Origin of the sequence: Luteimonas sp. gir, assembly GCF_037198055.1 — a bacterium.
In the GTDB taxonomy this organism is placed as follows: domain Bacteria; phylum Pseudomonadota; class Gammaproteobacteria; order Xanthomonadales; family Xanthomonadaceae; genus Luteimonas; species Luteimonas citri_A.
The window spans coordinates 96791-120806 of record NZ_JBBAXQ010000002.1 but is presented as its reverse complement, the minus strand read 5'-3'; the positions used below and the strand labels follow the sequence as shown (position 1 = coordinate 120806).

General features: G+C 68.9%; 17 protein-coding genes. 8 read left to right on the top strand and 9 right to left on the bottom strand.

The genetic code is table 11. The features are described 5' to 3' along the window. Positions 1–50: 50 nt before the first annotated feature. Both lptG and lptF read right to left on the bottom strand, forming a co-directional pair. Entirely contained in the window at positions 51–1160 is a 1110-nt protein-coding gene (gene lptG, locus WAF18_RS04290; RefSeq protein ID WP_337244035.1) for an LPS export ABC transporter permease LptG, read from the bottom strand. Further along, positions 1157–2242 carry an LPS export ABC transporter permease LptF gene (gene lptF, locus WAF18_RS04285; protein WP_337244034.1) on the bottom strand — a complete coding sequence of 362 codons (1086 nt, stop codon included), beginning with the start codon at positions 2240–2242 and terminating at the stop codon, positions 1157–1159. Before lptF ends, lptG begins: the two co-directional genes overlap by 4 nt. Positions 2243–2377: 135 nt before the next feature. On the opposite strand from lptF, the gene WAF18_RS04280 reads away from it, so the two are divergent. The 6 genes from WAF18_RS04280 to WAF18_RS04255 all read left to right on the top strand — a co-directional run bounded on the left by WAF18_RS04280 (position 2378) and on the right by WAF18_RS04255 (position 10195). Continuing rightward, positions 2378–3859 carry a leucyl aminopeptidase gene (locus WAF18_RS04280; RefSeq protein ID WP_337244033.1) on the top strand — a complete coding sequence of 494 codons (1482 nt, stop codon included), beginning with the start codon at positions 2378–2380 and terminating at the stop codon, positions 3857–3859. Between the two features lie 128 nt (positions 3860–3987). After that, positions 3988–4410: a DNA polymerase III subunit chi gene (locus WAF18_RS04275; protein ID WP_337244032.1), complete on the top strand. Its 423-nt coding sequence runs from the start codon at positions 3988–3990 to the stop codon at positions 4408–4410. A gap of 115 nt (positions 4411–4525) precedes the next feature. Next, positions 4526–7357, top strand: coding sequence for a valine--tRNA ligase (locus WAF18_RS04270; RefSeq protein ID WP_337244031.1), 2832 nt, complete (start codon positions 4526–4528; stop codon positions 7355–7357). Between the two features lie 181 nt (positions 7358–7538). After that, positions 7539–8888 (top strand): NAD(P)/FAD-dependent oxidoreductase, encoded by a 1350-nt coding sequence (locus WAF18_RS04265; RefSeq protein WP_337244030.1) that lies wholly within the window; start codon positions 7539–7541, stop codon positions 8886–8888. A gap of 23 nt (positions 8889–8911) precedes the next feature. Beyond that, complete coding sequence (zupT, locus tag WAF18_RS04260) at positions 8912–9721, top strand: zinc transporter ZupT (protein WP_337244029.1); 810 nt, start codon at positions 8912–8914, stop codon at positions 9719–9721. Between the two features lie 138 nt (positions 9722–9859). Further along, the gene (locus WAF18_RS04255; RefSeq protein ID WP_337244028.1) at positions 9860–10195 is read left to right on the top strand and encodes a hypothetical protein; all 336 of its coding nucleotides are present in this window, start codon (positions 9860–9862) and stop codon (positions 10193–10195) included. Positions 10196–10287: 92 nt separating this feature from the next. Here the strand turns inward: WAF18_RS04255 and rpoH are convergent, their stop codons facing one another. From rpoH to WAF18_RS04240, 3 genes are all read right to left on the bottom strand, one after another. Next, positions 10288–11166, bottom strand: coding sequence for an RNA polymerase sigma factor RpoH (rpoH, locus tag WAF18_RS04250; protein WP_337244027.1), 879 nt, complete (start codon positions 11164–11166; stop codon positions 10288–10290). A 186-nt stretch (positions 11167–11352) separates the two neighbouring features. Next, positions 11353–14127: a bifunctional [glutamate--ammonia ligase]-adenylyl-L-tyrosine phosphorylase/[glutamate--ammonia-ligase] adenylyltransferase gene (glnE, locus tag WAF18_RS04245; RefSeq protein WP_337244026.1), complete on the bottom strand. Its 2775-nt coding sequence runs from the start codon at positions 14125–14127 to the stop codon at positions 11353–11355. A gap of 555 nt (positions 14128–14682) precedes the next feature. After that, entirely contained in the window at positions 14683–15837 is a 1155-nt protein-coding gene (locus tag WAF18_RS04240; protein ID WP_337244025.1) for a UDP-N-acetylglucosamine--N-acetylmuramyl-(pentapeptide) pyrophosphoryl-undecaprenol N-acetylglucosamine transferase, read from the bottom strand. A gap of 118 nt (positions 15838–15955) precedes the next feature. On the opposite strand from WAF18_RS04240, the gene WAF18_RS04235 reads away from it, so the two are divergent. Further along, complete coding sequence (locus WAF18_RS04235; RefSeq protein ID WP_337244024.1) at positions 15956–17476, top strand: acetyl-CoA hydrolase/transferase family protein; 1521 nt, start codon at positions 15956–15958, stop codon at positions 17474–17476. 55 nt (positions 17477–17531) lie between these two features. On the opposite strand, the gene WAF18_RS04230 is transcribed toward WAF18_RS04235, so the two are convergent. Together WAF18_RS04230 and WAF18_RS04225 are read right to left on the bottom strand one after the other, a co-directional pair. Then, positions 17532–17798 (bottom strand): GIY-YIG nuclease family protein, encoded by a 267-nt coding sequence (locus tag WAF18_RS04230; protein WP_337244023.1) that lies wholly within the window; start codon positions 17796–17798, stop codon positions 17532–17534. A 45-nt stretch (positions 17799–17843) separates the two neighbouring features. Next, entirely contained in the window at positions 17844–19058 is a 1215-nt protein-coding gene (locus tag WAF18_RS04225) for an FAD-dependent oxidoreductase (protein WP_337244022.1), read from the bottom strand. Positions 19059–19198: 140 nt separating this feature from the next. Here WAF18_RS04225 and WAF18_RS04220 point away from each other — a divergent pair, with 140 nt between their 5' ends. Further along, positions 19199–20407, top strand: coding sequence for an NAD(P)/FAD-dependent oxidoreductase (locus WAF18_RS04220; RefSeq protein WP_337244021.1), 1209 nt, complete (start codon positions 19199–19201; stop codon positions 20405–20407). A 40-nt stretch (positions 20408–20447) separates the two neighbouring features. Here the strand turns inward: WAF18_RS04220 and WAF18_RS04215 are convergent, their stop codons facing one another. Then, entirely contained in the window at positions 20448–21521 is a 1074-nt protein-coding gene (locus WAF18_RS04215) for a 3-deoxy-7-phosphoheptulonate synthase (RefSeq protein WP_183427863.1), read from the bottom strand. Positions 21522–21750: 229 nt separating this feature from the next. Continuing rightward, positions 21751–23952: a hypothetical protein gene (locus WAF18_RS04210; protein ID WP_337244020.1), complete on the bottom strand. Its 2202-nt coding sequence runs from the start codon at positions 23950–23952 to the stop codon at positions 21751–21753. Between the last annotated feature and the right edge of the window lie 64 nt (positions 23953–24016).

The window sequence follows — 24016 nt, the reverse complement described above, 5'->3', positions numbered from 1 at the left end:
CGGCCATCGTTGTTCGCGGCCCGGCAAGCGCCGCCCGACGCCGCCGCCCGTCAGGCGCTGCGTCGACGGAACAGCAGCCAGGACACCAGCAGCATCACGCTGGGTGGCAGCAGGTAGGCCAGGCGGAAATCGATCCGGTAGACGGCGGCGAACTTCACCACCTGCATCTGCATGAGCCAGAAGCCGAGCGCGAACACCACGCCGATGAAGAGCCGCTTACCGGCATTGCCGCTGCGCAGCGAGCCGAACGCGAACGGAATCGCAGCCAGGCACAGCGCGAGCACATTGAGCGGGTAGAACCAGCGCCCCCAGTAATGCTCCTCGAACTCGCCGGCGTCGAGTTGGTTGCGCTTGCGATACTCGATGCCCGCGCGCAGTTCGCTGGCCGGCATGTAGCGCGGCCGCCAGATGCTGCTGGCGCTGGCCGCCAGCGTGGACGCGTCGAGTTGCGAGGCCCAGTGCTCTTCCAGCGCCTCGGTCCGCGTCACTGCGCGCGGCTCGAACCAGGTGCGCTGCACGTCGCGCAGCAGCCAGCCGTCGGCGCCGTGCTCGGCGGTCTTGGCGTGGGCGACAGACTCCAGGCGGCCGTCGCTCGCGAACTCGAACAGGCGCACGTCCTGCAACTGGATCCGGCTGCCGCCCGCCTCGGCGACTTCGCTGCCGTTCTGCGCATTGAGGAAGGTGTCGCCCTCGCGCGCCCACAGGCCCGAATACCGGCCGACCACCATGTTGTTCGAGCGCTGGGCCGATTTCATGCTGTCGGCGCTGCGCTGGGCCATCGGCCCCAGGGTCTCGCCGTTGACCACCATCAGGGCCGTCAGCACCAGCAGCGGCAGAGCGACCGAGATGGCCAGACGTGTGCGCGACAGGCCCAGCGCACGCATCGCGATCAGTTCCGAAGTCGCGGCCAGTTGCCCCAGGCCCATCAGCGAGCCGATCACCGCCGCCGTCGGGAACATCACATAGGCGCGGCGCGGCAGCGTCTGCAGGATGTAGGCCACCGCCGACATATAGGTGTAGTTGCCCTGCCCGACCGCGCCGATCTCGTTGACACCGGCCATCAGCGCATCCAGCCCGACCAGCACCACCCAGGTCGCGAACACTGCGATGGTGACCATGCGGGCGACGTAGAGATCATGGATCCGCACCAACGGCCTCATCGCGCACGCCTCCACTTCGGCGCGACCACCCGGCCATCGCGGAAATACAGCCAGGCGCCGAAGCCCAGCAACGGCAGCACCAGCCACCACAGGCCCAGGGCGACCGGAATCCGGCCCTCACCGACCCAGTCTGCACCCAGCATCATCAGGTTCATGCCCATGACGTAGGCCAAAAAGCCCATCATCATCCGGCCGTAGCGGGCCTGGCGCGGCGGACTGCGGGCCAGCGGCACGGCGAGCAGCGCGAAAGCCAACGCCAACAGCGGCGGCGCCAGCCGGAAATGCAGCTGCGCGCGGGCCTCACGGCGGTCGTCGCCCAACAGCGTCAGCGTCGGCTGCAGCGCTGGATCATCGGCATCGGCGCCCAGATCGGCAGCCGGCAACCGGATCTCGTTGCTGGCATAGCGCATCAGCCGGTAATCGAGCCCGGCATCGAGCGGGCCTTCGACGCGGAAGCCCTCATCGAGCCGCAGAAAGCGCCCCGCCGCCTCGACACTCAATTCGCCGCTCAGCGCGGTGGTCACGTCCATGCGCCCGTCGTCCTGGCGATAGACGAAGACCCGACCCAGGCGGCTGCCGTCGTCGGACATCGCATTGACGTACACCACGCCGTTGCCGCCGGGGAACTCGACGAACCGGCCGGCCTCCAGCCCCGAGACCAGCAGGCTGCGTTGGCCGGCTTCGATCATCTGCTGCGAGTAGCCACGAGCCCACGGGCCGAGCCACAGCGAGCAGGCGCCGATGAACAGCGTCATCGGCACCACGACCAGTGCCAGCGGCCGCAACAGCCGCACCGGGCCGACGCCGACCGAGGTCAGCACCGGCATTTCCGAATCGCGGTACAGGCGTCCGAACGCCAGCATCAGGCCCAGCATCAGGCCCAGCGGCAGGATCAACGGCAGATAGTTGACGACCTGCAGGCCCAGCTGGGCCAGCATCAGGCCGGCCGGCACCCGGCCGCGCGCGATGTCGCCGAGCACATCGGCGAACACCCCACCGAGGCTGACGATCATCAGCACCACCAGCGCCGCGAAGGTCGCCTGGGCAAATTCGCGGAACAGGTAGCGGTCGAGCTTCGGCATCGGGCGCGGGGGCTTTGCTTTAGACTTGGGGGTTCGTCCAGCCGCGCCTTCACGACGCATCTGCGATGGCGAGCCTGTCACAGGCCACGCCCGCTGGACCGTGAAGTGTACCGATCACCCCATGGAATCTGGTTGATGACCCTCGAATTCTCCCTGAACCGCGACGCGCCCCCCACTTTGTCGAGCGACTGCCTGGTCGTTGGCGTCTTCGCCGACGGTCCGCTGTCGGGCGCGGCGGCCGCCATCGACACCGCCAGCGGCGGTCGCCTGTCGGCGCTCGCCCAGCGCGGCGACCTGCCCGGCAAGCCCGGGCGCACCACGCTGCTGCACGACCTGCCCGGCGTGACCGCACCACGCGTGCTGGCCGTCGGCCTGGGCGAGCGCGCCAAGTTCGGTGCGCCCCAGTACCTGCGCGCCGTAGGCGATGCGATCCGCGCCCTCAAGGACGGCACCATCGCCAACGCGGCGCTGGCACTGGCCGACCTCGAGGTCGCCGGCCACGACACCGCGTGGACGATCCGCCAGGCGGTGATCGCCGCCGATCACGCTGCCTATCGCTATGTCGCCACGCTGGGCGCGCGCAACAAGAAGCGCGAGCCGGCGAAGCTGGCTTCGATCGCCATCGTCGGCGACGACGACCAGGCACTGGCGCAGGGCAAGGCGATCGCGGCAGGTGTGAAGTTCGCGCGCGAACTGGGCAACCTGCCGCCGAACATCTGCAACCCGGCCTACCTCGCCGAGCAGGCGCGCACGTTCGCCGACCGCTTCGACAAGGCCTCGTGCGAAGTGCTCGACGAAGCGCAGATGGAAGCGCTGGGCATGGGCTCGCTGCTGGCCGTCGCCCGCGGCTCGGCCAACCGCCCGCGTCTGGTCGTGCTGAGCTGGAAGAACGGCGGCGACGCCAAGCCCTATGTCCTGGTCGGCAAGGGCATCACCTTCGACACCGGCGGCGTCAACCTCAAGACCCAGGGCGGCATCGAGGAAATGAAGTTCGACATGTGCGGCGCGGCGACGGTCATGGGCACGTTCGTGTCCGCGGTCGGCCTGGACCTGCCGATCAATCTGCACGTCGTGGTGCCGGCGGTCGAGAACGCGATCGACGGCAACAGCTATCGCCCGTCCGACGTCATCACCAGCATGTCGGGCAAGACGATCGAGGTCGGTAACACCGACGCCGAGGGCCGGCTGATCCTGTGCGACGCGCTGACCTACGCCGAGCGTTTCGAGCCGGCCGCCCTGGTCGACGTCGCCACGCTGACCGGCGCCTGCATGGTCGCACTCGGCACACAGGCCACCGGCCTGATGAGCAAGCACGACGACCTGGCCGCCGAACTGCTGGCCGCCGGCGAGCACGTCTTCGACCGCGCCTGGCGCCTGCCGCTGTGGGACGAGTACCAGTCGATGCTCGATTCCAACTTCGCCGACGTCTACAACATCGGCGGCCGCTGGGGCGGCGCGATCACGGCCGGCTGCTTCCTCTCGCGCTTCACCGAAGGACAGCGCTGGGCCCATCTGGACATCGCCGGCAGCGCCAGCGGCAGCGGCAAGATGGCCTACGCCACCGGCCGCCCCGTCGGCCTGCTGTCGCAGTGGCTGCTCGATCGCACTGCCGCATGAAAACCGGGGTCAGAGTGCAATTTCGCAAGGCGAAATTTCACTCTGACCCCGCGTCGAATTGCACTCTGATCCCGGTTTAGCCCGCTCGACTGATCCCTGCTGAGACGACCTCTTTCTCTGCCTTTTCCATGCGCGCCGACTTCTATCTGATCGCCAAGCCCCGTTTCCGCGATGAGCCGCTCCGGCTGGTCTGCGAACTGGTGCGCAAGGCCTATGCCGCGCAGCAGTGGACGCTGGTGCTGGCGCGCGACATGGCGCAAGCCGAGATGCTCGACGACATGCTCTGGGACATGGGCGAGGACGACTACATCCCGCACCAGATCGCTGGTACCGACGACGAAGACGACGAGGCGCCGGTGCTGATCGCAGCCCCCGACACCGACACCCCGATGCGCGCGTTGGTGATCAACCTGCGCGATGCAGCGGTCGACGGCGGCTTCGAACGCGTACTCGAAGTCGTCCCCGCCGACGACTCGGCCCGTGAACCTCTGCGCGAGCGCTGGCGCCACTACAAGGCCGCCGGACTCGAGGTCTCCAAGCACGACATGTGAGGGTAAGGCCGAACATCGGGATCGGGGCTTGGGCGTCGAGCGATGCCGCCCACCCCGCCCTGTGTATCCGCGCTCCCATCACGAATCACCCATCACGAATCACGGCGCTCCCACCATGCCTCTCGCCCCCAGCTACGACCCCGGTTCCTTCGAAGCCCGCCTGTACGCCGAGTGGGAGGCCGGCGGCGTGTTCGCGCCGCAGGGTGACGGCCCGGCTTACACGATCCTGCTGCCGCCGCCCAACGTCACCGGCACGCTGCACATGGGGCATGCGTTCCAGCACACGCTGCAGGACGCCCTGGTGCGCTATCACCGGATGCGCGGCTACCGCACGCTCTGGCAGATGGGCACCGACCACGCCGGTATCGCGACCGAAATGGTGGTCTCGCGCAACCTCAAGCTGGCCGGCAGCAGCGAGACCCGCGATTCGCTGGGGCGCGAGCGTTTCATCGAGAAGGTGTGGGAATGGAAGGCCGAGTCGGGCGGCACGATCGAGCGCCAGATGCGCCGATTGGGCGCCTCGGGCGACTGGTCGCGCACGACGTTCACGATGGACCCGCAACCGTCGCAGGCCGTGGTCGAGGCCTTTGTGCGCCTGCACGAGCAGGGCCTGATCTACCGTGGCCAGCGTCTGGTCAACTGGGATCCCGTGCTCAAGACCGCGATCTCCGACCTGGAGGTCGTCAGCGAAGAGGAAGACGGCTTCCTGTGGGAAATCCGCTACCCGCTGGCCGACGGTGCGACCTACGAGCACATCGAGATCGACGCCGACGGCCACGAGACACTGCGTGAGACGCGCGACCACCTGGTTGTGGCCACCACGCGGCCGGAAACGATGCTCGGCGACACCGCCGTGATGGTGCACCCGGAGGACCCGCGTTACGCAGCCCTGATCGGCAAGGCCGTGGCCCTGCCGTTGACCGGCCGGACGATCCCGGTGATCGGCGACGCCTACGTCGACCGTGCGTTCGGCACCGGCGTGGTCAAGGTGACCCCGGCGCACGACTTCAACGACTACCAGGTCGGCCAGCGCCACGGCCTGCCGACGATCAACCTGTTCACGCCCGACGCCGCGCTCAACGACGCCGCGCCCGAACGCTTCCGCGGCCTGGACCGCTTCGAGGCGCGCAAGGCCGTGCTCGCCGAACTCGAGGCCGAGGGGCTGATGCTGCAGGCGCGCCCGCACAAGCTGCAGGTGCCGCGTGGCGACCGCACCGGCCAGGTCATCGAGCCGTATCTGACCGACCAATGGTTCGTCGCGATGGACGGCCTGGCCCAGCGCGGCCTGGCGCTCGTGGAAAGCGGTGCCGTCAAGTTCGTCCCGCCGAACTGGACCAACACCTATCGCCACTGGATGGAGAACATCCAGGATTGGTGCATCAGCCGCCAGCTGTGGTGGGGACACCGCATCCCGGCTTGGTACGACGCCGCCGGCAATATCTATGTCGCCCGCACCGAAGCCGAGGCGCGCGAGAAGGCGGGCCTGGGGCCGGACGTGGCGCTGACCCAGGACAGCGACGTGCTCGAGACCTGGTTCTCATCGGGGCTGTGGCCGATCGGCACGATGGGCTGGCCGGATGCGGCGGCAATGGACGCGCGCGGCTTCGCGCACTTCGTGCCGTCGAGCGTGCTGGTGACCGGCTTCGACATCATTTTCTTCTGGGTCGCGCGGATGATCATGCTGACCGATCACCTGGTCGGCCAGGTGCCGTTCCGCGATGTCTACATGACCGGCCTGGTCCGCGACAAGGACGGCCAGAAGATGTCCAAGTCCAAGGGCAATGTGCTCGACCCGCTGGACATCATCGACGGCATCACGATCGAGGATCTGGTCGCCAAGCGCACCACCGGGCTGATGAAGCCCAAGGATGCGCCGAAGATCGAAAAGGCCACGCGCAAGGAATTTCCCGACGGCATCGCCGCGCACGGCGCCGATCCGCTGCGCTTCACGATGGCTGCGCTCGCCGGCCCCGGTCGCGACATCAAGTTCGACCTCGGCCGCGCGGAAGGCTACAAGAACTTCTGCAACAAGCTGTGGAATGCCACACGCTTCGTGCTGATGAACACCGAGGGCTTCGACGCTGCCACGGCCGATACCGCCTGGCCGGTGACCGACACCGAGAAGTGGATCCTGTCGCGACTCGATCAGGCCGCCAACGAAGCCCGCACGCATTTCGAGAGCTACCGCTTCGACCTGCTTGCGCAGACGCTCTACGAGTTCGCCTGGAACCAATTCTGCGACTGGTTCGTCGAGCTCGCCAAGCCCGCGCTGCTGGGCACCGACCAAGCGGCCGCCGACAGCACCCGCCGCACCCTGCTGCACGTGCTCGAATCGCTGCTGCGACTGCTGCATCCGCTGATTCCGTTCGTCACCGAGGAACTGTGGCGCCAGGTCGCGCCGCGGCTGGGCATCGCGGACACGACGATCTCGCTGCGTCCCTATCCCCAGGCCGACGCGCAGGCCGTGGCCGCGTACTCGAAGGCCGACGCCGATGTCGAATGGCTCAAGCAGATGGTCAGCGCCCTGCGCCGCATCCGCAGCGAACTGGGTGTGTCGCCGTCGCGCCAGATCGTGCTGCTGACTCGGGAAGACCACCCGCTGTCGACCGAGCGGCTGCGTCGCTTCGACTCGCAGCTGCGCTCCCTCGTCCGCCTGGAGCGCATCGACCGCCTCGAAGGCGACCCGCCGCCGGCAGCCACGGCCCTGGTCGGCGAGTTCGCGCTGTACGTCCCGCTCGAAGGTCTGGTCGACCTCGATGCCGAACGCACGCGCCTGGACAAGGAACTCAAGCGCGTCGAAGGCGAACTGGCCAAATGCCACGGCAAGCTGTCGAATGAGACCTTTGTAAAGAACGCGCCGATGACGGTGGTCGAACAGGAACGTCAACGCCTGGCCGACTGGACCGCGCAACGCGACGCCCTCGCCGCACAACGCGCCCGCCTGTGACCGCAAGCACTCGCGCGATCCAAACCGGGGTCAGAGTCGATTATTCGCCCGCATCCATCAGGCCGCGGCGAATCCAGTGGACGCTGCCCCCGGTTGCTTGAAAATTCGACTCTGACCCCGGGTTTGTGTGTGTGCACGGCGTTCGACCTAGAATCGAGCGTCCCCGCTTCGAGAGGCCGCGATGCCCGCCGCTTCCGACCTTCCTCGCGTCGTCATCGTCGGCGGCGGCTTCGCCGGGCTCTGGGCCACGCGCGCTCTGGCCAGCGCCCCGGTGCGCATCACCCTGATCGACCGCGGCAACCATCACCTGTTCCAGCCGCTGCTTTACCAGGTCGCCACGGCCGGCCTGTCGGCGCCGGACATCGCCGCGCCGTTGCGTCACATCCTGCGACGCCAGCGCAATGTCGAGGTGCGCATGGCCGAGGTCGAGGGCATCGAGCCCGAGACCCGCACGCTCACCCTCGATGGCGGCATGACACTGGGCTACGACCGCCTGATCCTCGCCGCCGGCGCCACCCACGCTTATTTCGGCAATGACCGCTGGGCGCCGCACGCGCCAGGCCTGAAAACGCTCGACGACGCGCTGCACCTGCGCCGCCGCATGCTGCTCGCCTTCGAGCGCGCCGAGGCCGAAACCGATCCCGACGCCCGCGCCGCGTGGCTGAGCTTCGCGATCGTCGGCGGCGGTCCGACTGGCGTCGAACTGGCCGGGACGCTGGCCGAAATCGCGCGCCACACCCTGCGCAGCGAGTTCCGGCATATCGATCCGGCACTGGCCAAGGTCCGGTTGATCGAAGCTGGGCCGCGCGTGCTCGCCTCGTTCCCCGAGGACCTGTCGGCCAAGGCCCGTCGCCAGTTGGAAAAGCTCGGCGTGGAGGTGCTCACCGGCGAACCCGTCGCCCAGATCGATGCCGATGGCTACCGGATCGGCGAGCGTCGCATCGCCGCCCGGACCGTGATCTGGGCTGCCGGCGTCGCGGCCTCGCCGCTGGGCACGCTGTTGGACGTACCGCGCGATCGCGCCGGCCGTGTGCAGGTGGCCCCCGACCTCACTGTGCCCGGCCATCCCGAGATCTACGCCATCGGCGACATGGTCGCGGTCCAGAGCGAGGGACGCACGGTGCCGGGCGTGGCGCCCGCCGCCAAGCAGATGGGCGAGCACGCAGCCACCAATCTGCTCGCCGACCTGCGCGACCAGCCCAGGACCCCGTTCTTCTATCGCGACTACGGCAACCTCGCCACGATCGGCCGTATGGCCGGCGTCGCGCATCTGGGGCGCATCAAGCTCTCGGGCGCGCCCGCCTGGTGGTTCTGGCTGGTCGCCCACGTGTTCTTCCTGATCGGCTTCCGCAACCGCGTCGTGGTGCTGCTCAACTGGACGCTCGCCTACTGGACCCACCGGCGCGCGGCGCGGATCATCTTCGGGCCGGCACCGGAGGTCGGTCCCGAAGCGCCGGTGCAGGACCGTTCGCTGCAGGCTTCGGATAGCATGGCCGCTCATCCGTCGACGCCCGACACGGCGCCGGACTGAGCCTCTTCGATCCGGCCATTTCCATGCTCGACATCTCCAGCCAGCACTTCCTGATCGCACTCGCGGTCACCACCGCCGCGGGCCTGGCCACCGGCCTGGGCAGTCTGCTGGTGATCTTCGCCAAGCAGCCCAATGCGCGGCTGCTCGCATTCGGGCTCGCATTCGCGGCCGGTGCGATGGTCTATGTGTCGCTGACCGAGATCCTCGACAAGTCGATCCTCGCCTTCACCGACGCCTACGGTCCGCAGCTCGGTTTCACCTGGGGGACGTTCGCGTTCCTCGGTGGCCTGCTCTTCATCGTCGCCATCGACAAGCTGGTGCCCAACCCGCACGAGCGGCTCGAAGTCGACGACCCCTACTTCCGCGAGCACAACGCCAGCTACGTCAAACGCGTCGGCCTGCTGACAGCGATCGCGATCACCGCGCACAACTTTCCCGAAGGCCTGGCGACGTTCTTCGCGACGCTGGAGAACCCCGGCGTCGGCCTGCCGTTGGCGTTCGCCATCGCGATCCACAACATCCCCGAAGGCATCGCGATCGCGGTGCCGGTGTACTTCGCGACCAACAACAAGACCTACGCTTTCCTGGCCTGCCTGCTGTCGGGCCTGGCCGAGCCGCTGGGCGCGCTGATCGGCTACGCCCTGCTGCGCCCGTTCCTGTCCGAACCGGTGTTCGGCACCGTGTTCGGCCTCATCGCCGGCGTCATGGTCTTCCTCGCACTCGACGAACTGCTGCCCGCCGCCAAGCGCTACGCCAAGGGCCACGAAACCGTCTACGGGCTGGTCACCGGCATGGCCGCCCTGGCGTTGAGCCTGGTGCTGTTCAAGTGGTGACTCACACATGCCGCGTGAAAACCCGATGCCCAGAAAGCCGGGCATCGTTATGGCTCACGATCGCCTAACCTTTTTTTCACATCGAGCTTCGCGTCCCCAGTCCATGTTCAAGCTTCATTCGCAAGGAAGAGGTGAGACATGACGTCGAAGATTCTGTGTTCCGCGATTCTCGCAATGGCGTTTTCTGGAGCTCCGATTGCTTCTGCAAGTCCTTCGGTCGAGAGCGCATCCATGATAGTTCAAGACTTGCAGAACTATGCAGAAGTCCGCAATCTGACATTGAGGGATATCAAAGTTTCTCGCAAAAGCGCGGCGGGCCTCGAAGCAGGCATAAATAGCGAATCGTGCACTGTTACCGCCACCGTCTCCATTCCTGGGGGCACGGGCGTCGAAGTATCTGCAACGGCTCCGACGTGTACACAGGCTATGAATATGCTGAAGGAACTAATTTCAGAAATGTCGCCTGTGTCCTAACCAAGCGCGTCGGATACTGAAGACGTTAGCTAAACGGAACGGCCCGCTTGCGCGGGCCGCCGGTCTGTATCCAGCGGTGGCTACTGCGGCACTCAGGCCGCGAACAACGCCTTCATCTTCTTCAACGCGTTGGCCTCGACCTGGCGGATCCGCTCGGCGGACACGCCGTACTCGTCGGCCAGTTCCTGCAGCGTCACCTTGTGCTCGTCGTCGAGCCAGCGGCGACGGATGATGTCGCGCGAGCGGGCGTCGAGCTTGGCCATGCCTTCGCGCAGCAGTTCGAGCTGGTCGGCCTCGCTGTCGCTGCGCTCGTAGGCCTGCGCCGGGTCCTCGTCCTGCGCGACGAGGTAGGCGACCGGCGCCGGTGGCGCATTGTCGTCGTCCTCGCCCGCGGGCGCATCGAAACCGATGTCGCGGCCCGACAGGCGCGATTCCATCTCCAGCACTTCGCGCTCGGAGACGTTGAGATCGGCGGCAACGGTGCGCACTTCCTCGGCATTGAGCCAGCCCAGACGGGTCTTGCTCTTGCGCAGGTTGAAGAACAGCTTGCGCTGCGCCTTGGTCGTGGCGACCTTCACGATGCGCCAGTTCTTGAGGATGAACTCGTGCATCTCGGCGCGGATCCAGTGCACGGCAAAGCTCACCAGGCGCACACCGACGTCCGGATCGAAGCGCTTGACCGCCTTCATCAGGCCGATGTTGCCTTCCTGGATCAGGTCGCCCAGCGGCAATCCGTAGCCGTTGTAACCGCGGGCCACATGGACGACGAAGCGCAGGTGCGAATGGACCAACTCGCGCGCGGCATCGAGATCGTCATGATCGCGATACCGCTGCGCCAGCGCCTGCTCCTCTTCGACCGTCAGCACCGGAATCTGGTGCACGGCGCCGATATAGGCATCGAGCGAACCGAGCGGGCTGGGGATCGGCAGGCTGTTGGCAACCAGGGCGTGGGTCATGGTCTGCGTGCTCATGAAAGGATGGTAGCAGTCTCCAGATATGACTGCTAAGGCTGCCGGAAGTTCCCGAGTGTTCTGGCCATGGAACGTCCAACGCTTTCTGGACAGGGACCGTTCACCCAAGCGGGTAGCCGCGCCACCGCTGTGGGCCGTCTCCAGAGGGTCAAGCCTGCGCCTGTCCGGGCTAATCCAGGATGAAGATCAGGCCCAGCCGGCGATACCTGCGATCGTCGCCCGAGCCGATTCCAGCGCCGGCGAGACCGATGCGATGCGCGGCCGACGGTCGAGCATGCAGGCCAGCGCCGCCTCCAGCAGACAGGCATGGCTTTGGCGAAGCGACTGGCACTGGTCGGCCGGCAACAGGCCCGCCGTTGCGGCGGCCTCGAGCAACGCCGGGGTGGCCCGGGGCGCGAGCAGCCCGGGATGCGTCGCCGCGCCCTGCAGCACCAGTGACTGGGCCAGGAACTCCAGATCCACCAGCCCGCCCTCGCCCTGCTTGAGGTCGAACCGGTCGGCAGTCGAACGGTCGAGTTCGCCACGCATGCGCCGGCGCATCGCGGCGATCTCCTCCCGCAGCGCCACAGGCTCGCGAGGCCGGGCCAGCGTGTCGTTGCGGACCGACTCGAACGCCTCGCGCATCGACGCATCGCCCGCAACCACCCGCGCACGCACCAGCGCCTGGTGTTCCCAGGTCCACGCACGCTCGCGCTGGTACTCCGCGTAGCTGGCCAGCGACGAGACCAGCAGCCCTTTGCCGCCGTCCGGGCGCAGGCGCACGTCGACGTCGTAGAGCCGGCCACCGCCGGTCACCGTCCCCAGCAGCGCGACGATCTTCTGCGCCAGACGCGCCGCCCAGCGCTGGGCATCGAGCGGCCGGGCGCCATCGGATTGGGCGTCGGCGGGCGCGTCGTAGAGGAAGACCAGGTCGAGATCCGAACCGAACCCCAGTTCCTCGCCGCCCAGGCTGCCGTAGCCGACCACCACGAAACGGGCGTCGGGCAGCCGGCCATGGGCGCGCTCGAGTTCGCGCATCGCCAGCGCGAGCACCACCTCGACCACGGCATCGGCCAGCCAGGCCAACTGCCGGGTCGCGGTCGGCGGATCGAGCCTGCGATCGAGCGTGGCCAGCGCGATCCGGAAGCTCAGTTGCTGGCGGATCTCGTTGAGCGCGAGCAACGCCGATTCCAGATCGCGCTGCTGCAGCACGCGATTGCACTGGGTCGCCAGACCATCGCGCTCGGGCAGTGGACCCTCGACCCGGGCGTCGAGCAGCTCGTCGAGCAGCAGCGGATGCGCAGCGAGGCGCTCGGCGAGGAAGGCGCTGCGAGTCACCGCCTCCACCAGCCGTGCCAGCGCTGCGGGCTGTTCGTCGAGCAGGGCCAGGTAGCTGGCACGTCGCAGGATGTTGTGCAGCAGCGCCAACAGGCGGCGCACGGCCTGCAGCGGCCGATCCGCCGGCGCGGAGGCCTGCAGCAACACCGGCATCAGCCGGTCGAGCCGCGCGCGTGCGTTGTCCGACAGGTCGCGCACGCTCGGCGAGCGGGCGAAGTCACGCAGTGCCTCGGCGACCTCGCGCGCATCGGCAAAGCCAGCCTCGGCCAGCGTCTGCGCATCACCGCCATCGGGCAGCGCGCGCCACCAGGTCGCCAGATCGCTGTCGGTGTCGACGCGGCGCTGCTGGCTGCGCACCGCCAGCAACGCATCGAACTCGTGCGCGACGTGGTCGCGCTCGCGCCGCAGATCCGCCTCGAGCGCCGCCCAGTCGGCATAGCCCAGGCCGGACGCGATCCGCAACCGGTCGAGCGGATCGGCCGGCAATAGATGGGTTTGTGCATCGCGCAGCATCTGCAAGCGATTCTCGACGCGGCGCAGGAACAGGTACGCCGCCTGCAGCCGCGTCAGCGCCTCGTCGGACAATTGCCCGGCCGCATGCAGCGCCCGCAGCGCTGGCAGCAACCGTCGTTCGCGCAATGCCGGCTCGCGCCCACCCCGGATCAATTGCAGCGCCTGGGCCAGGAACTCGACTTCGCGGATGCCGCCGTCGCCGCGCTTGATGTCGTCGGCCAGTTCACGACGCGCGACCTCGGCCGCGATCATGTCCTTCATCTGCCGCAGGCCGTCGAGCGCACCGAAGTCGAGATAACGGCGGTAGACGAACGGCCGCAAGAGGTCGAGAAAACGCCCGCCCGCGGCGAGGTCGCCGGCCACGGGCCGCGCCTTCTGCCAGGCGTAACGTTCCCAGTCGCGGCCCTCGCGCTGGAAGTACTGCTCCATCGCCGCAAAGCTCAGCGCGATCCGGCCCGCGTTGCCGAACGGCCGTAGGCGCAGGTCGACGCGATGACAGAAGCCGTCGCCGGTGATCTCGTCGAGCAACCGCGCCAGTTGCTGGCCCAGCCGGGTGAAGTAGTCCTCGGCCGCCAACGACCGCGCACCATCGCTCTCGCCGGCCGCTTCAAAGCCGTAGACCAGATCGATATCGGAGCTGAAGTTCAACTCGCCGCCGCCGAGCTTGCCGAGCCCGAACACCACCAGGCGCACCGCGCGGCCTTCGCTGTCGCGCACGACGCCGTGGCGGCTGGCGAAATCCTGTTCGAGGGCGCCCAGCGCGACCTGCAGGCAGGTCTCGGCCAACTGCGTGCTGCCGGCCAGCGTTGCTTCGACATCATCAAGCCCGTGCACGTCACGCCAGATCAGCCGCGTCGAACAGGCCAGGCGGTAGCGCCGCAGCAGCATCGGCCAGTCATTGCGATTGCCCGCCTCCAGCGTCGGCAGTGTGGGCGACGTGTCGCCGTCGTCGGCCAGCAGTTGCGCAAGCAGGTCGGGCTGGCGCTGCAGCACATCGATCGCGAGGTCGCTGGCGACCGCGACGGGGCGCAGCCGCGCCATCGCCGCGGGATCGGCGTGTACCTCATCTGGCAGGCGGGCCAACAGGCGGGCGACATGCGCATCGAGCGCTGCACGTAGATCGTCGGTCATCCCGTCATCATGACAGCGGCCGCCGGTGCGAAACAGGACACGCTCACTCCGCGACCGGTAAGACGAGCCAAGCGAAGTCTTTCTGAGGCGCGCGAGCTGAAGCGGGCTCACCCATGGCGCGCTTGACGCGGTCGCCAGTCGTTAGCCCGCCGCATAGACATGTGCAACCCCACTTCGGGTGGACGCAAAGTCGCCCGCTGGAAGAAGTTGCGCACTGTCAGCCTCAGTGCGTCGTGCTAGTCGGGGATTGCGATAGCGGGCCTGGGATGGCCCGCGGCGGCGAGTCAGCCATGGATGGCTGACCGAGCTGGGGGAGCAGTCCCCGGCTGGCGCGACGCGCGCTCCGAAGAGGAGCCCCTGATCGAGCGAAGAGAAACAGGTTTCCCCGGATGTCGGCGAAGAACCAAAAAAAAAAGCCCGCTTCCGGCGAACCGGTTACGGGCTTGCTCCCTCCCCCACGTCGGGTGCGGGGCGATATTGGAAGACTGGTCGACGGGATGCACGCTGCAGTGCAAAACGATACTGGCCGGTTCACCAACCCGCGCGCATTCAGGCTCAGGCCGCGGAATGGGCGCCCCGCGAGCCACTGTCGCGCGCGATGCCCAGCGTCGTCTGGACGAGATCGGCAAGCGCCGACGCGGCGTCGGGTCGTCCGAGCACGACGGCCGCGCGCGCCGCAGCCGGCAGCACCGTCGGTGACGCGAAGGCCTCTTCGAGCAACGCGGTGAGCCGCTCGGCGCTCAGCTCGGCCTCGGGCATGCACCAGCCCACACCCGCGGCGGCCAGCGCCTCGGCATTGCGGCGCTGCTCGTCGCGCGAGCCGCCCTGCGGAATCGGGACCATCACCGCGGGGCGGCCGACGGTCAACAGGTCGGCAGCGGTTGTTGCACCGGCGCGGGTGACGACCAGATGTGCATCGCGCAGCCGTACGCCCATGTCGTCGAAGAATGGCCGCACGGTCGCCTCGATACCCGCCGCGCGCAGCGTCGCCTCGACTTCGTCAACGCCCTCGCCCTTCATCTGCAGCGAGACGTGCAGCCGGCGCCGCGTCGTCTCGGGCAGCCGCAGCAGTGCAGGCGGCACGACCTCGCCGAACACCCGCGCGCTCTGGCTGCCGCCCACGACCAGCAGCCGCAGCGGCGCATCGCCGCCGAGCGCGGGGTAGTCGCCACGTGCAGCCAGGATCGCGGCGCGCACCGGATTGCCGGTGTCGACGACGCGCGCGGGATCGAAGCCGTCGAGTCCGGCGGTCGCCGGGAACGAGGTCGCCACGCCGGCGGCCAGCCGCAGCAGTTTCTGGTTGGCTAGGCTCAACCGCGCGCCCTGCTCGTGCAGCAGCAGCGGGCAGCCCAGGCTTCGGGCCGCAAGTGCGGGCGCGAAGCTGGGATAGCCGCCGAAGCCCACCAGTAGGCCGACACCGCGCCGGCGCATATCGCGGCGCGCCTGCCAGGCCGCACGCAGGATCGTGAGCCCGGCGGCGAGCTTGCCGCTGACGCCGCCTTCGAGGCTGCGCGCCGGCAGCACGACGTGGTCGAGCCCAGCCAGCGCCTGGGTGTAGGCCGCGCCGCGGCGCTCGGTGTAGATCACCACCGGATGCCCACGCCGCTGCAGCTCCCGCGCCAGCGCCTCGGCCGGAAACAGATGGCCGCCGGTGCCGCCTGCGGCGCAGGCGACGGCGGGAAGCGAGGTGCGGGCGACGGGCGAGGACATGGCGAATCCGGGAACGGACGGGGGCACGACTATAGCGAGCGCACGCGCCACCGCGCGGGTCCTGCACGATCCGGCTGCCCACGCGATAATCGGGACTTCACGTCCCCCTGTGCCCGTCATGACCGAAGACCGTATCCGCAACGCCGCCCTGCGCAGCCGCATCGTCACGCCCGAGCAGGCAGCCGCGCTGATCGAACCGGGCCAGACCGTCGCAATGAGCGGCTTCACCGGCTCGGGTTACCCCAAGGCGGTGCCGGTGGCGCTGGCCGCACGCATCGAGCAGGTCCATGCCGCGGGGCAGCCGTTCCAGATCCGACTGCTCACCGGTGCCTCGACCGCGCCCGAGCTCGACGGCGCACTGGCCAAGGTCGATGGCATCGCGTTGCGCCTGCCGTTCCAGAGCGATCCCGAGGCGCGCCGCCGCATCAACGACGGCAGCCTGGCCTATATCGACGCACACCTGAGCCACGTCGCCCAGCATGCGTGGTTCGGCTTCTACGGCGACATCGACGTGGCGGTGATCGAGGCGGTGGCGATCCGCGAGGACGGCACTATCGTGCCGTCGACCTCGGTCGGCAACAGCAAGACCTGGTTGGACTTGGCCAAGCGCGTGATCGTCGAGGTCAACGAGGTGCAGCCGCTCGCGCTCGAAGGCATGCACGACATCTACTACGGCACCGCGCTGCCGCCGCAGCGCCGCCCGATCCCGCTCGAACACGCCGACGACCGCATCGGCGAGACCGCACTGCGCTGCGACCCGGACAAGATCGTCGCGATCGTGCGCACCGCGGCCCCCGACCGCAACAGCCCGTTCAACCCGCCCGACGAGGCCAGCCAGCGCATCGCTGCGTTCCTGGTCGAGTTCCTGCAGCACGAGGTCGCCAAGGGTCGGCTGCCCAAGGGGCTGCTGCCGCTGCAGTCGGGCGTGGGCAACATCCCCAATGCAGTGCTGGCCAACCTTGCCGACAGCGGCTTCCGCGACCTGACCGCGTTCACCGAGGTCATCCAGGACGGCATGCTCGACCTGCTCGAATCGGGCGTGCTGCGCAGCGCCTCGTGCACCGGCTTTGCGCTGAGCCCGGAAGCCAGCCTGCGCTTCGAGGCCAACATCGGCTTCTTCCGCGAGCGCATCGTGCTGCGTACCCAGGAGATCTCCAACCATCCCGAACTCGTCCGCCGCCTGGGCTGCATCGGCATGAACGGCATGGTCGAGGTCGACATCTACGGCAACGTCAATTCGACCCACATCATGGGCAGCCGCATGCAGAACGGCATCGGCGGCTCGGGCGACTTCGCCCGCAACGGCTTCCTGTCGATCTTCATGAGCCCGAGCACGGCCAAGAACGGCACGATCTCGTCGATCGTGCCGATGGTCAGCCACGTCGACCACACCGAGCACGATGTTTCGATCGTCGTCACCGAGTACGGCCTGGCCGATCTGCGCGGGCTCTCGCCCAAGCAGCGCGCGCGGGTGCTGATCGACCGCTGCGCGCATCCGGACTATCGCGACGCGCTCGAGGACTACTTCGCGCGCGCGCTGCGCGAGAGCTACGGCAAGCACACGCCGCATCTGTTGCCCGAGGCGCTGTCCTGGCACCAGCGCTGGCTCGACACCGGCGACATGCGCGCGACGCGCTGAAGCAGCGAACGCCGGCCTGCCGCAGGTCGCGCAACAGACAGGGCCGTTTGCCAGGTCAGGCCTCGGGCTGCGCCTGCAGCCAAGCCAGTTTGCGCGCGCGAGGCAGGCGCTTGAGTTGCCATTCGGCGCGCGAGGCGCTGGCGCGGTCGGGGTAGACGCGGCTGGCGAGGATGCGCACCGGTGGATTGCCGCGCGTGTACTTCGCGCCGCGACCGGCCGCATGCGCTTTGAACCGCGCGTCGAGATCGTTGGTGATGCCGGCGTACCAACTGCCGTCGCGGCATTCGAGCAGGTACAGGTGCCAGAGCGTGGGCGCGGTCATCGCACCGATTATCCATGCGCAGGCAAATGCGGATGCGGCGCGCCGTCAGCAGTCGAGCCGGTCGAACGCGAACAGCCGGGCCAGCGGATGCCGGCGACGCTCGATCCCGGCGCGCAACAGCCCGGCACCGAGCATCGAATACGTGATGCCGTTGCCACCGTAGGCCATCGCGTAGTGCACGCGCGGCCCGGTCGCCGGATGCGGACCGAAGAACGGCAGGCCGTCCTCGGTTTCGGCGAAGGTACCGGCCCAGGCGAAGGTCGGTTGCAGGTCGAGCTCGGGCCAGAGCGCATGCACCCGCTTCATCAGCCGGCGCGCCTTCTTGTCGACGCGCGCATCGCGGCGGGCGGGCACGTCGACCGCGTCATCCTCGCCGCCGATCAGCAGGCGACGGTCGCCAGTGGTGCGCAGGTACAGGTACGGCCGCGCGGTCTCCCAGACCAGCAGCCGCGCCAGCCGCTCGGGCAGGTCGTCGTCCAGGGGATCGGTGACGAACGCGTAACTGCTGCGGTTGCGCGCCACCCGTTTGGGCAGCCAGTGCTGGCTGGCGTAGCCGGCCGCGACGACGACATGGCGGGCGCGGACCTGGGCACCGGCATCGGTCGTTGCGAGCACGTCGCGGCTGCGCGCCTGCAGGTCCACGACCTTGGTGCGGTCGTAGACACCGGCGCCGCGCCGGGCCAGCCGCGCCAGCAATCGCGAGGCGAAGCGGTAGGGATCGACCTGGGCGGCCTGCGCGCTGAGCAGCGCGGCCGGTGCCTGGAAACCGTAGCGCGCCTGCACCGTGGGCCCGTCGAGATACTCGATATCGAACCCGTGCCGGCGACGCGCGACGTACTCGTCCCGCAGCGCCGGGACGTCGCGCTGCCGGCTGGCGTAGTAGAGGCTGCCGGTGCGCTCGAAGTCGACATCGCGCACGTCGCGGGCGATGCAGGCGAGCAGGTCGATCGCCTCGCCACAGGCGCGATAGGCCAGCGCCGCGTCGTCCTCGCCGTAACGCTGTGCCAGGTCCACCAGGTGCGTATCGATCTCGTACTGCAGCAGGGCGGTACTCGCCGCGCTGCTGCCCCAGGCGACATCGCGCTGCTCGAGCACCACGACCTCGTGCCCGTGCGCGACCAGTTCGTCGGCGATCAGCGCACCGGTGATCCCGCCGCCGAGCACCAGCACGTCGCAGTTGAGGTCCTGGCAGAGCTTGGGAAAGGCATGCATCAGGCCGTTGCGGACGGCCCAGAACGGATAGCCGCTCTTGAGATCCATGGCTGCATTATCGAGGAAGATGGCGCAGCCTATTCAGGGCCATGTGAGCACCATGCAGAGACCACGCCCGACCTCACCGCCGAGGCATCGAGGCGGCAGACGGCCTAGACTGCGCCCCCGCTCACCGCCGTGCCGTCCCGATGCCCGATTCCGTCGTCACCTCCCCACCCCACCAGGATCCGGACGTGATCGTCCTGGGGGCGGGCGCGGCCGGACTGATGGCCGCGATCGCGGCCGGCCAGCGCGGTCGCCGGGTGCTGGTGCTCGACCACGCCAACAAGGTCGGCAAGAAGATCCTGATGTCGGGCGGCGGCCACTGCAACTTCACCAACACCGGCACCACGCCGGCGCAGTACCTGTCCTCGAATCCGCACTTCTGCAAGTCCGCGCTGGCGCGTTACACGCCGCAGGACTTCATCGATCTGGTCGACCGCCATGGCATCGCCTGGCACGAGAAGGAACTCGGGCAGTTGTTCTGCGATGGCGCCTCGAAGCAGATCGTGCGCATGCTGCTCGACGAGGCGCAGGCGGTCGGCGTGCAGGTCCGCACGCATTGCGCGGTGCAACTGCCGCGCGCCGTAGAGGGCGGCTTTCGGCTGGGGACCGCGATCGGCACGCTGCAGTGCGCGTCCTTGATCGTGGCGACCGGCGGGCTGTCGATCCCGAGCCTGGGGGCGAGTGGGTTCGGCTACGAGATCGCACACGCATTCGGGCATGCCCTGCTGCCCACGCGGGCCGGGCTGGTGCCACTGACCCTCAGCGGCAAGCACCAGGAGCGGCTGGCCGAGCTGTCGGGCGTCGCGTTGGATGTCGAAGCCGGCTGCAATGGCGCCGCGTTCCGCAACCGCATGCTGATCACCCATCGCGGCCTCAGCGGCCCGGCGATCCTGCAGATCTCTTCCTATTGGCAGCCCGGCGACGACCTGCGCCTGGACCTGCTGCCGGGCCGCGACGCGCTGGCGTGGCTGCAGGCACAACAGGCCGAGCGCCCGGCATCCGAACTGCGGACCGTGCTTGCCGAGGTGATGCCGCGCCGATTCGCACAGCGCCTATGCGAGGTGTGGCTGGCGAGCCGGCCGATGCGGCAGTACACGCCGGCGCAGCTGCACGACACCGCGGCGCTGCTGCAGGCCTGGCCGCTGGTCGCCAGCGGCACCGAGGGCTACCGCACCGCCGAGGTCACGCTCGGCGGCGTCGACACCCAGGCGGTGTCTTCGCGCACGCTCGAATCACGGCATGTGCCAGGGCTGTACTTCGTCGGCGAGGTGCTCGATGTGACCGGCTGGCTGGGCGGCTACAACTTCCAGTGGGCCTGGGCATCGGGCATGGCGGCCGGCAGCGCGGCCTGAGCGCACCACGCGCGGCTGCGCCACCGCCCCCCGGCAATGGTCACGCCGCCTGCGCGTCGGCCCGGCTCCGGCGGGTCCGGACCGCATCGGCCAGCCGGTCGAGCACGTCGACCGTCGTTGCCCAGTCGATGCAGCCGTCGGTGATGCTCTGGCCGTAGGTCAGTGCCCGGCCGGGGCCGAGCGCCTGCTTGCCGGCAACCAGATGGCTTTCGATCATCGTCCCCACGACGCGCCGTTCGCCGCCCGCAATGCGGTCGGCGATGTCGGCGATCACTGCGGGCTGGTTGTCCGGATTCTTGCCGCTGTTGGCATGGCTGGCGTCGACCATCAGTGCCGGACGCAGGCCGTTGCCGACGAGCACCTGGGCGGCGGCCTCGACGCTGGCCGCGTCGTAGTTGGGGCGAACGCCGCCGCGCAGGATCACATGGCAATCCGGGTTACCGGCGGTGGCGGCGATCGCGCAGCGCCCATCCTTGCCCACGGCAAGGAAATGATGCGGGTGCGACGCGGCGCCGACCGCATCGACCGCGATGCGCACATCGCCGCCGGTGCCGTTCTTGAAGCCGACCGGGCAAGACAGCCCCGACGCCATCTCGCGATGCACCTGGCTCTCGGTGGTCCGGGCGCCGATCGCGCCCCAGGCGACGAGGTCGGCCAGGTACTGGGGGCTGATGATGTCGAGGAACTCCACGCCGGCCGGCAGCCCAAGGGCGTTGACATCGCGCAGCAGGCTGCGCGCGAGCCGCAGCCCGCGGTCGATGCGGAAACTGCCGTCGAGATCGGGGTCGTTGATCAGCCCCTTCCAGCCGATCGTCGTGCGCGGCTTCTCGAAGTACACGCGCATGACCAGCTCCAGCGCATCGCCGTGCGTGTCGCGCAGCGCGCGCAGCCGCTGCGCATAGTCCATCGCCGCGACCGGATCGTGGATCGAACACGGGCCGACGACGACGATCAGCCGGTCGTCATGGCCGTGGAGGATGGCGTGGCAGGCCGCGCGGGCCTCGGCGACGGTCGACGACATCGCCTCCTCGCAGGGCAGTTCGGCCAACAGCTGCATCGGGGGCGTGAGCGGCTGCAGGTCGCGGATACGCAGGTCGTCGGTATCGGGGGGCATGCGGAACATCCTGGATGGGAGCGTAAGTGCGGGCATGAAAAAAGCCGCCAGGGTCGCTGGCGGCTTTCGGGGATGCGTGTGAACCGAGATCGTCAGGGTACGCGCAGGCCTTCCACCGCCGGGGGCGTGGGAAACCAATACCAACGATAGAAGGCGGCGACGCGGTTCATGGGGGCATTGATAGCACGTCGTTCCGGGCGATGCGACGGTTGCATCTGCGACCATCGCCTCACCGGGCAGACCTGGGCAGCAACGGCGGCCGCCCCTCGTACCAGTCGCGCGCGCCGGCGATATGCAGCGTGCGCTCGCCGCCCTGCAGCTCCACGCCCAGCCCCAGTACGCCCCAGCGCGCGTACAGATCGCCGGCCGGATGGCCGTCGTCGATCCGCAGCTTGGCCTTCAGGTCGACGCGGTCGTTGCTCGCCTCGATACGATCGAAGACCAGTTCCTTGTTGCGCATGCGCAAGTCGCCCGTCGCATGGACCTGGCCGGCGTCGACCAGGTTGCCGATCCAGCGCGGCAGCACCCGCCGCTCGGCGAACAGGCCCAGCAGCACGCTGATGTCGCGCATGTCGACCTGGCCGTGGCCCGCCACCTCGAACGGCTCCTTCCACTGCAGCGTGCCCTGCTCGAGCGCCAGGCGCGCCCACCACGGGGCAGCCGCCTGGCTCGCCTCGCCCTCCAGGCGCACGCCATCCAGGCGCGCGGCCACCGAGTCGATCGTGTAATGGCGCCCCACCTTCTGTGCCCGCGTCAGGTGGCTGTCGAGCGCGACATCGCCGGTCAGCCGCGAGGGCCCGAGCGCGAGCCGGACACCGCTGCCGCGCACCTGCAGCCGTCCGCTGGCCATCTCGCCGGCATTGTCCAGACGCAGATCGCCACTCGCCTGCCCACTGCCGCCCAGCAGCCGTGCGCTGTCCCCAGGCAGATAGCGGTTGAAGCTGCGCAGATCCGGCACCTGGGCATCGTCGAACCGCAGCCGCGCGTCCAGGTGCTCGTGGAATTCGGCCAGCGGACCGCTGGACGCAAGCTCCAGGCGCAGGTCGCGCCCGCGCAGATCGATGCGTTCGGGCGAGGCCTCGGGCGCCAGGGTGAAGCGGTCCATCTCGATCACGATGGTGGTCCGCGGCGCGTCGTCCTCGGCCTCTTGCATGCGCATCGCGGCATGCGCGGCGCCTTCGAGCCGGTTGTCGAGCACGCGGGCGCGCACGCGTGCGTCGCGCACGTCGATCCGGCTCCCGGGCCGCAAGCGGCCCTGCTGCAGGGCGAGCGCGGCATCGACGTCAGCCCGGCCGTCGAAGGACAGCCAGTCGACATCGTCGAGCAGCACATCGACCCAGCGCAGCGGGACCGCCGGCCACTGCGTCCCGACGGTCCCGCCGAGCGCACGGAGAGGACGGAGCCAGTCGCCCGGCCCGATCCGGCGGTCGTCGACATGCAGGTCGGCGCGCAGCCAAGGCGTGCCGGTCGCCGGCGCCGGCACCCGCGCCGCGAGCGCGATCGTATCGGGCGCGGTGCGCAGCGCCACGCCGAGCGGATGGCGCAGCGGCGCGCCGTCGGCGCCGCGCGAGAACACCGGCGCCGACCAGTCGAGCCGGCTGCCGGGCATCAGCACGCCGCGCTGCAACTGCAGGTCGGCACGCAACTTGCCGGATGTCGCGGCTGTCCCGATCGGCAACGCATTGTCGTTGTGGGCCACCAGATCGACACCCGGCGCCGGGCCGTCGACCCACAGCCGCAGATCGACCAGCACCAGCTTGTCCACGCCCTGCGCCTGCTCGCGGATGTGGCCGGGCATCGCGATCTCGAAGTCCAGCGTGCCCTTGCGCAGCAGTTCCACGCCCCCGACCTGCAGGGTCGCATCGGGCATGTGCAACGTCGAGCGCCCGACCTCCATCGGCCCGCCCTCCAGCTGTTTTTCGAACACGAACTTCGCGTCGCCGTGCCCGGTCACGCGCGCCTCGTAGAAGTCGAAACGCAACAGGCTCGGCGTGGTGATCGCATCGAAGCGCAGCGTCCAGGGCTTGCGTCCCGGACGCTGGGTGGTCGGCATGTCGTGCGGCGTACGCGCGACATGCACCGAGACGTCCTGCGCGCGGATGGTGCCGAACGCGACCTCGTGCCACAGCAGCGGCAACAGCTTGATCCGGCCATTGGCACGCGGCGTGGCGGCCGTCCACAGGTTGGTGCGGGCGTGCCCGCCCATCACCACATCGCGCGCGTGGATATGTCCGGGGTACAGGCTCATCGCCCAGGACCACTGCGCGTGATAGCGCTCGGGCTTGCGATTGACCAGGCGTTCGCCGAACGCGCTGTTGAGCAGCACGTTGGCGGCGATCAGGTAGAGCAGGTACAGCACCACGAGCAGGACCGCGCCCAGGCGCAGCCCTCGCCGGTGCGCGCGGATCCAGGAGGCAGGCGTGGTCGTCATGGCGACAGCATCGCCGATGATCGGTGACGGCGCCGAACACGACTCGGCAGCCCCACCCGATCGT

Excerpts from the sequence above, each read along its gene's own strand:
- glnE (WP_337244026.1), bottom strand. The coding sequence starts at position 14,127 with ATGACCGACGATCTACGTGCAGCGCTCGATGCGCATGTCGCCCGCCTG.
- WAF18_RS04280 (WP_337244033.1), top strand. The coding sequence starts at position 2,378 with ATGACCCTCGAATTCTCCCTGAACCGCGACGCGCCCCCCACTTTGTCG.
- rpoH (WP_337244027.1), bottom strand. The coding sequence starts at position 11,166 with ATGAGCACGCAGACCATGACCCACGCCCTGGTTGCCAACAGCCTGCCG.
- WAF18_RS04220 (WP_337244021.1), top strand. The coding sequence starts at position 19,199 with ATGCCCGATTCCGTCGTCACCTCCCCACCCCACCAGGATCCGGACGTG.
- WAF18_RS04225 (WP_337244022.1), bottom strand. The coding sequence starts at position 19,058 with ATGGATCTCAAGAGCGGCTATCCGTTCTGGGCCGTCCGCAACGGCCTG.
- WAF18_RS04265 (WP_337244030.1), top strand. The coding sequence starts at position 7,539 with ATGCCCGCCGCTTCCGACCTTCCTCGCGTCGTCATCGTCGGCGGCGGC.
- WAF18_RS04240 (WP_337244025.1), bottom strand. The coding sequence starts at position 15,837 with ATGTCCTCGCCCGTCGCCCGCACCTCGCTTCCCGCCGTCGCCTGCGCC.
- zupT (WP_337244029.1), top strand. The coding sequence starts at position 8,912 with ATGCTCGACATCTCCAGCCAGCACTTCCTGATCGCACTCGCGGTCACC.
- WAF18_RS04235 (WP_337244024.1), top strand. The coding sequence starts at position 15,956 with ATGACCGAAGACCGTATCCGCAACGCCGCCCTGCGCAGCCGCATCGTC.
- lptF (WP_337244034.1), bottom strand. The coding sequence starts at position 2,242 with ATGCCGAAGCTCGACCGCTACCTGTTCCGCGAATTTGCCCAGGCGACC.
- WAF18_RS04270 (WP_337244031.1), top strand. The coding sequence starts at position 4,526 with ATGCCTCTCGCCCCCAGCTACGACCCCGGTTCCTTCGAAGCCCGCCTG.
- WAF18_RS04230 (WP_337244023.1), bottom strand. The coding sequence starts at position 17,798 with ATGACCGCGCCCACGCTCTGGCACCTGTACCTGCTCGAATGCCGCGAC.
- WAF18_RS04210 (WP_337244020.1), bottom strand. The coding sequence starts at position 23,952 with ATGACGACCACGCCTGCCTCCTGGATCCGCGCGCACCGGCGAGGGCTG.
- WAF18_RS04275 (WP_337244032.1), top strand. The coding sequence starts at position 3,988 with ATGCGCGCCGACTTCTATCTGATCGCCAAGCCCCGTTTCCGCGATGAG.
- WAF18_RS04215 (WP_183427863.1), bottom strand. The coding sequence starts at position 21,521 with ATGCCCCCCGATACCGACGACCTGCGTATCCGCGACCTGCAGCCGCTC.
- lptG (WP_337244035.1), bottom strand. The coding sequence starts at position 1,160 with ATGAGGCCGTTGGTGCGGATCCATGATCTCTACGTCGCCCGCATGGTC.
- WAF18_RS04255 (WP_337244028.1), top strand. The coding sequence starts at position 9,860 with ATGACGTCGAAGATTCTGTGTTCCGCGATTCTCGCAATGGCGTTTTCT.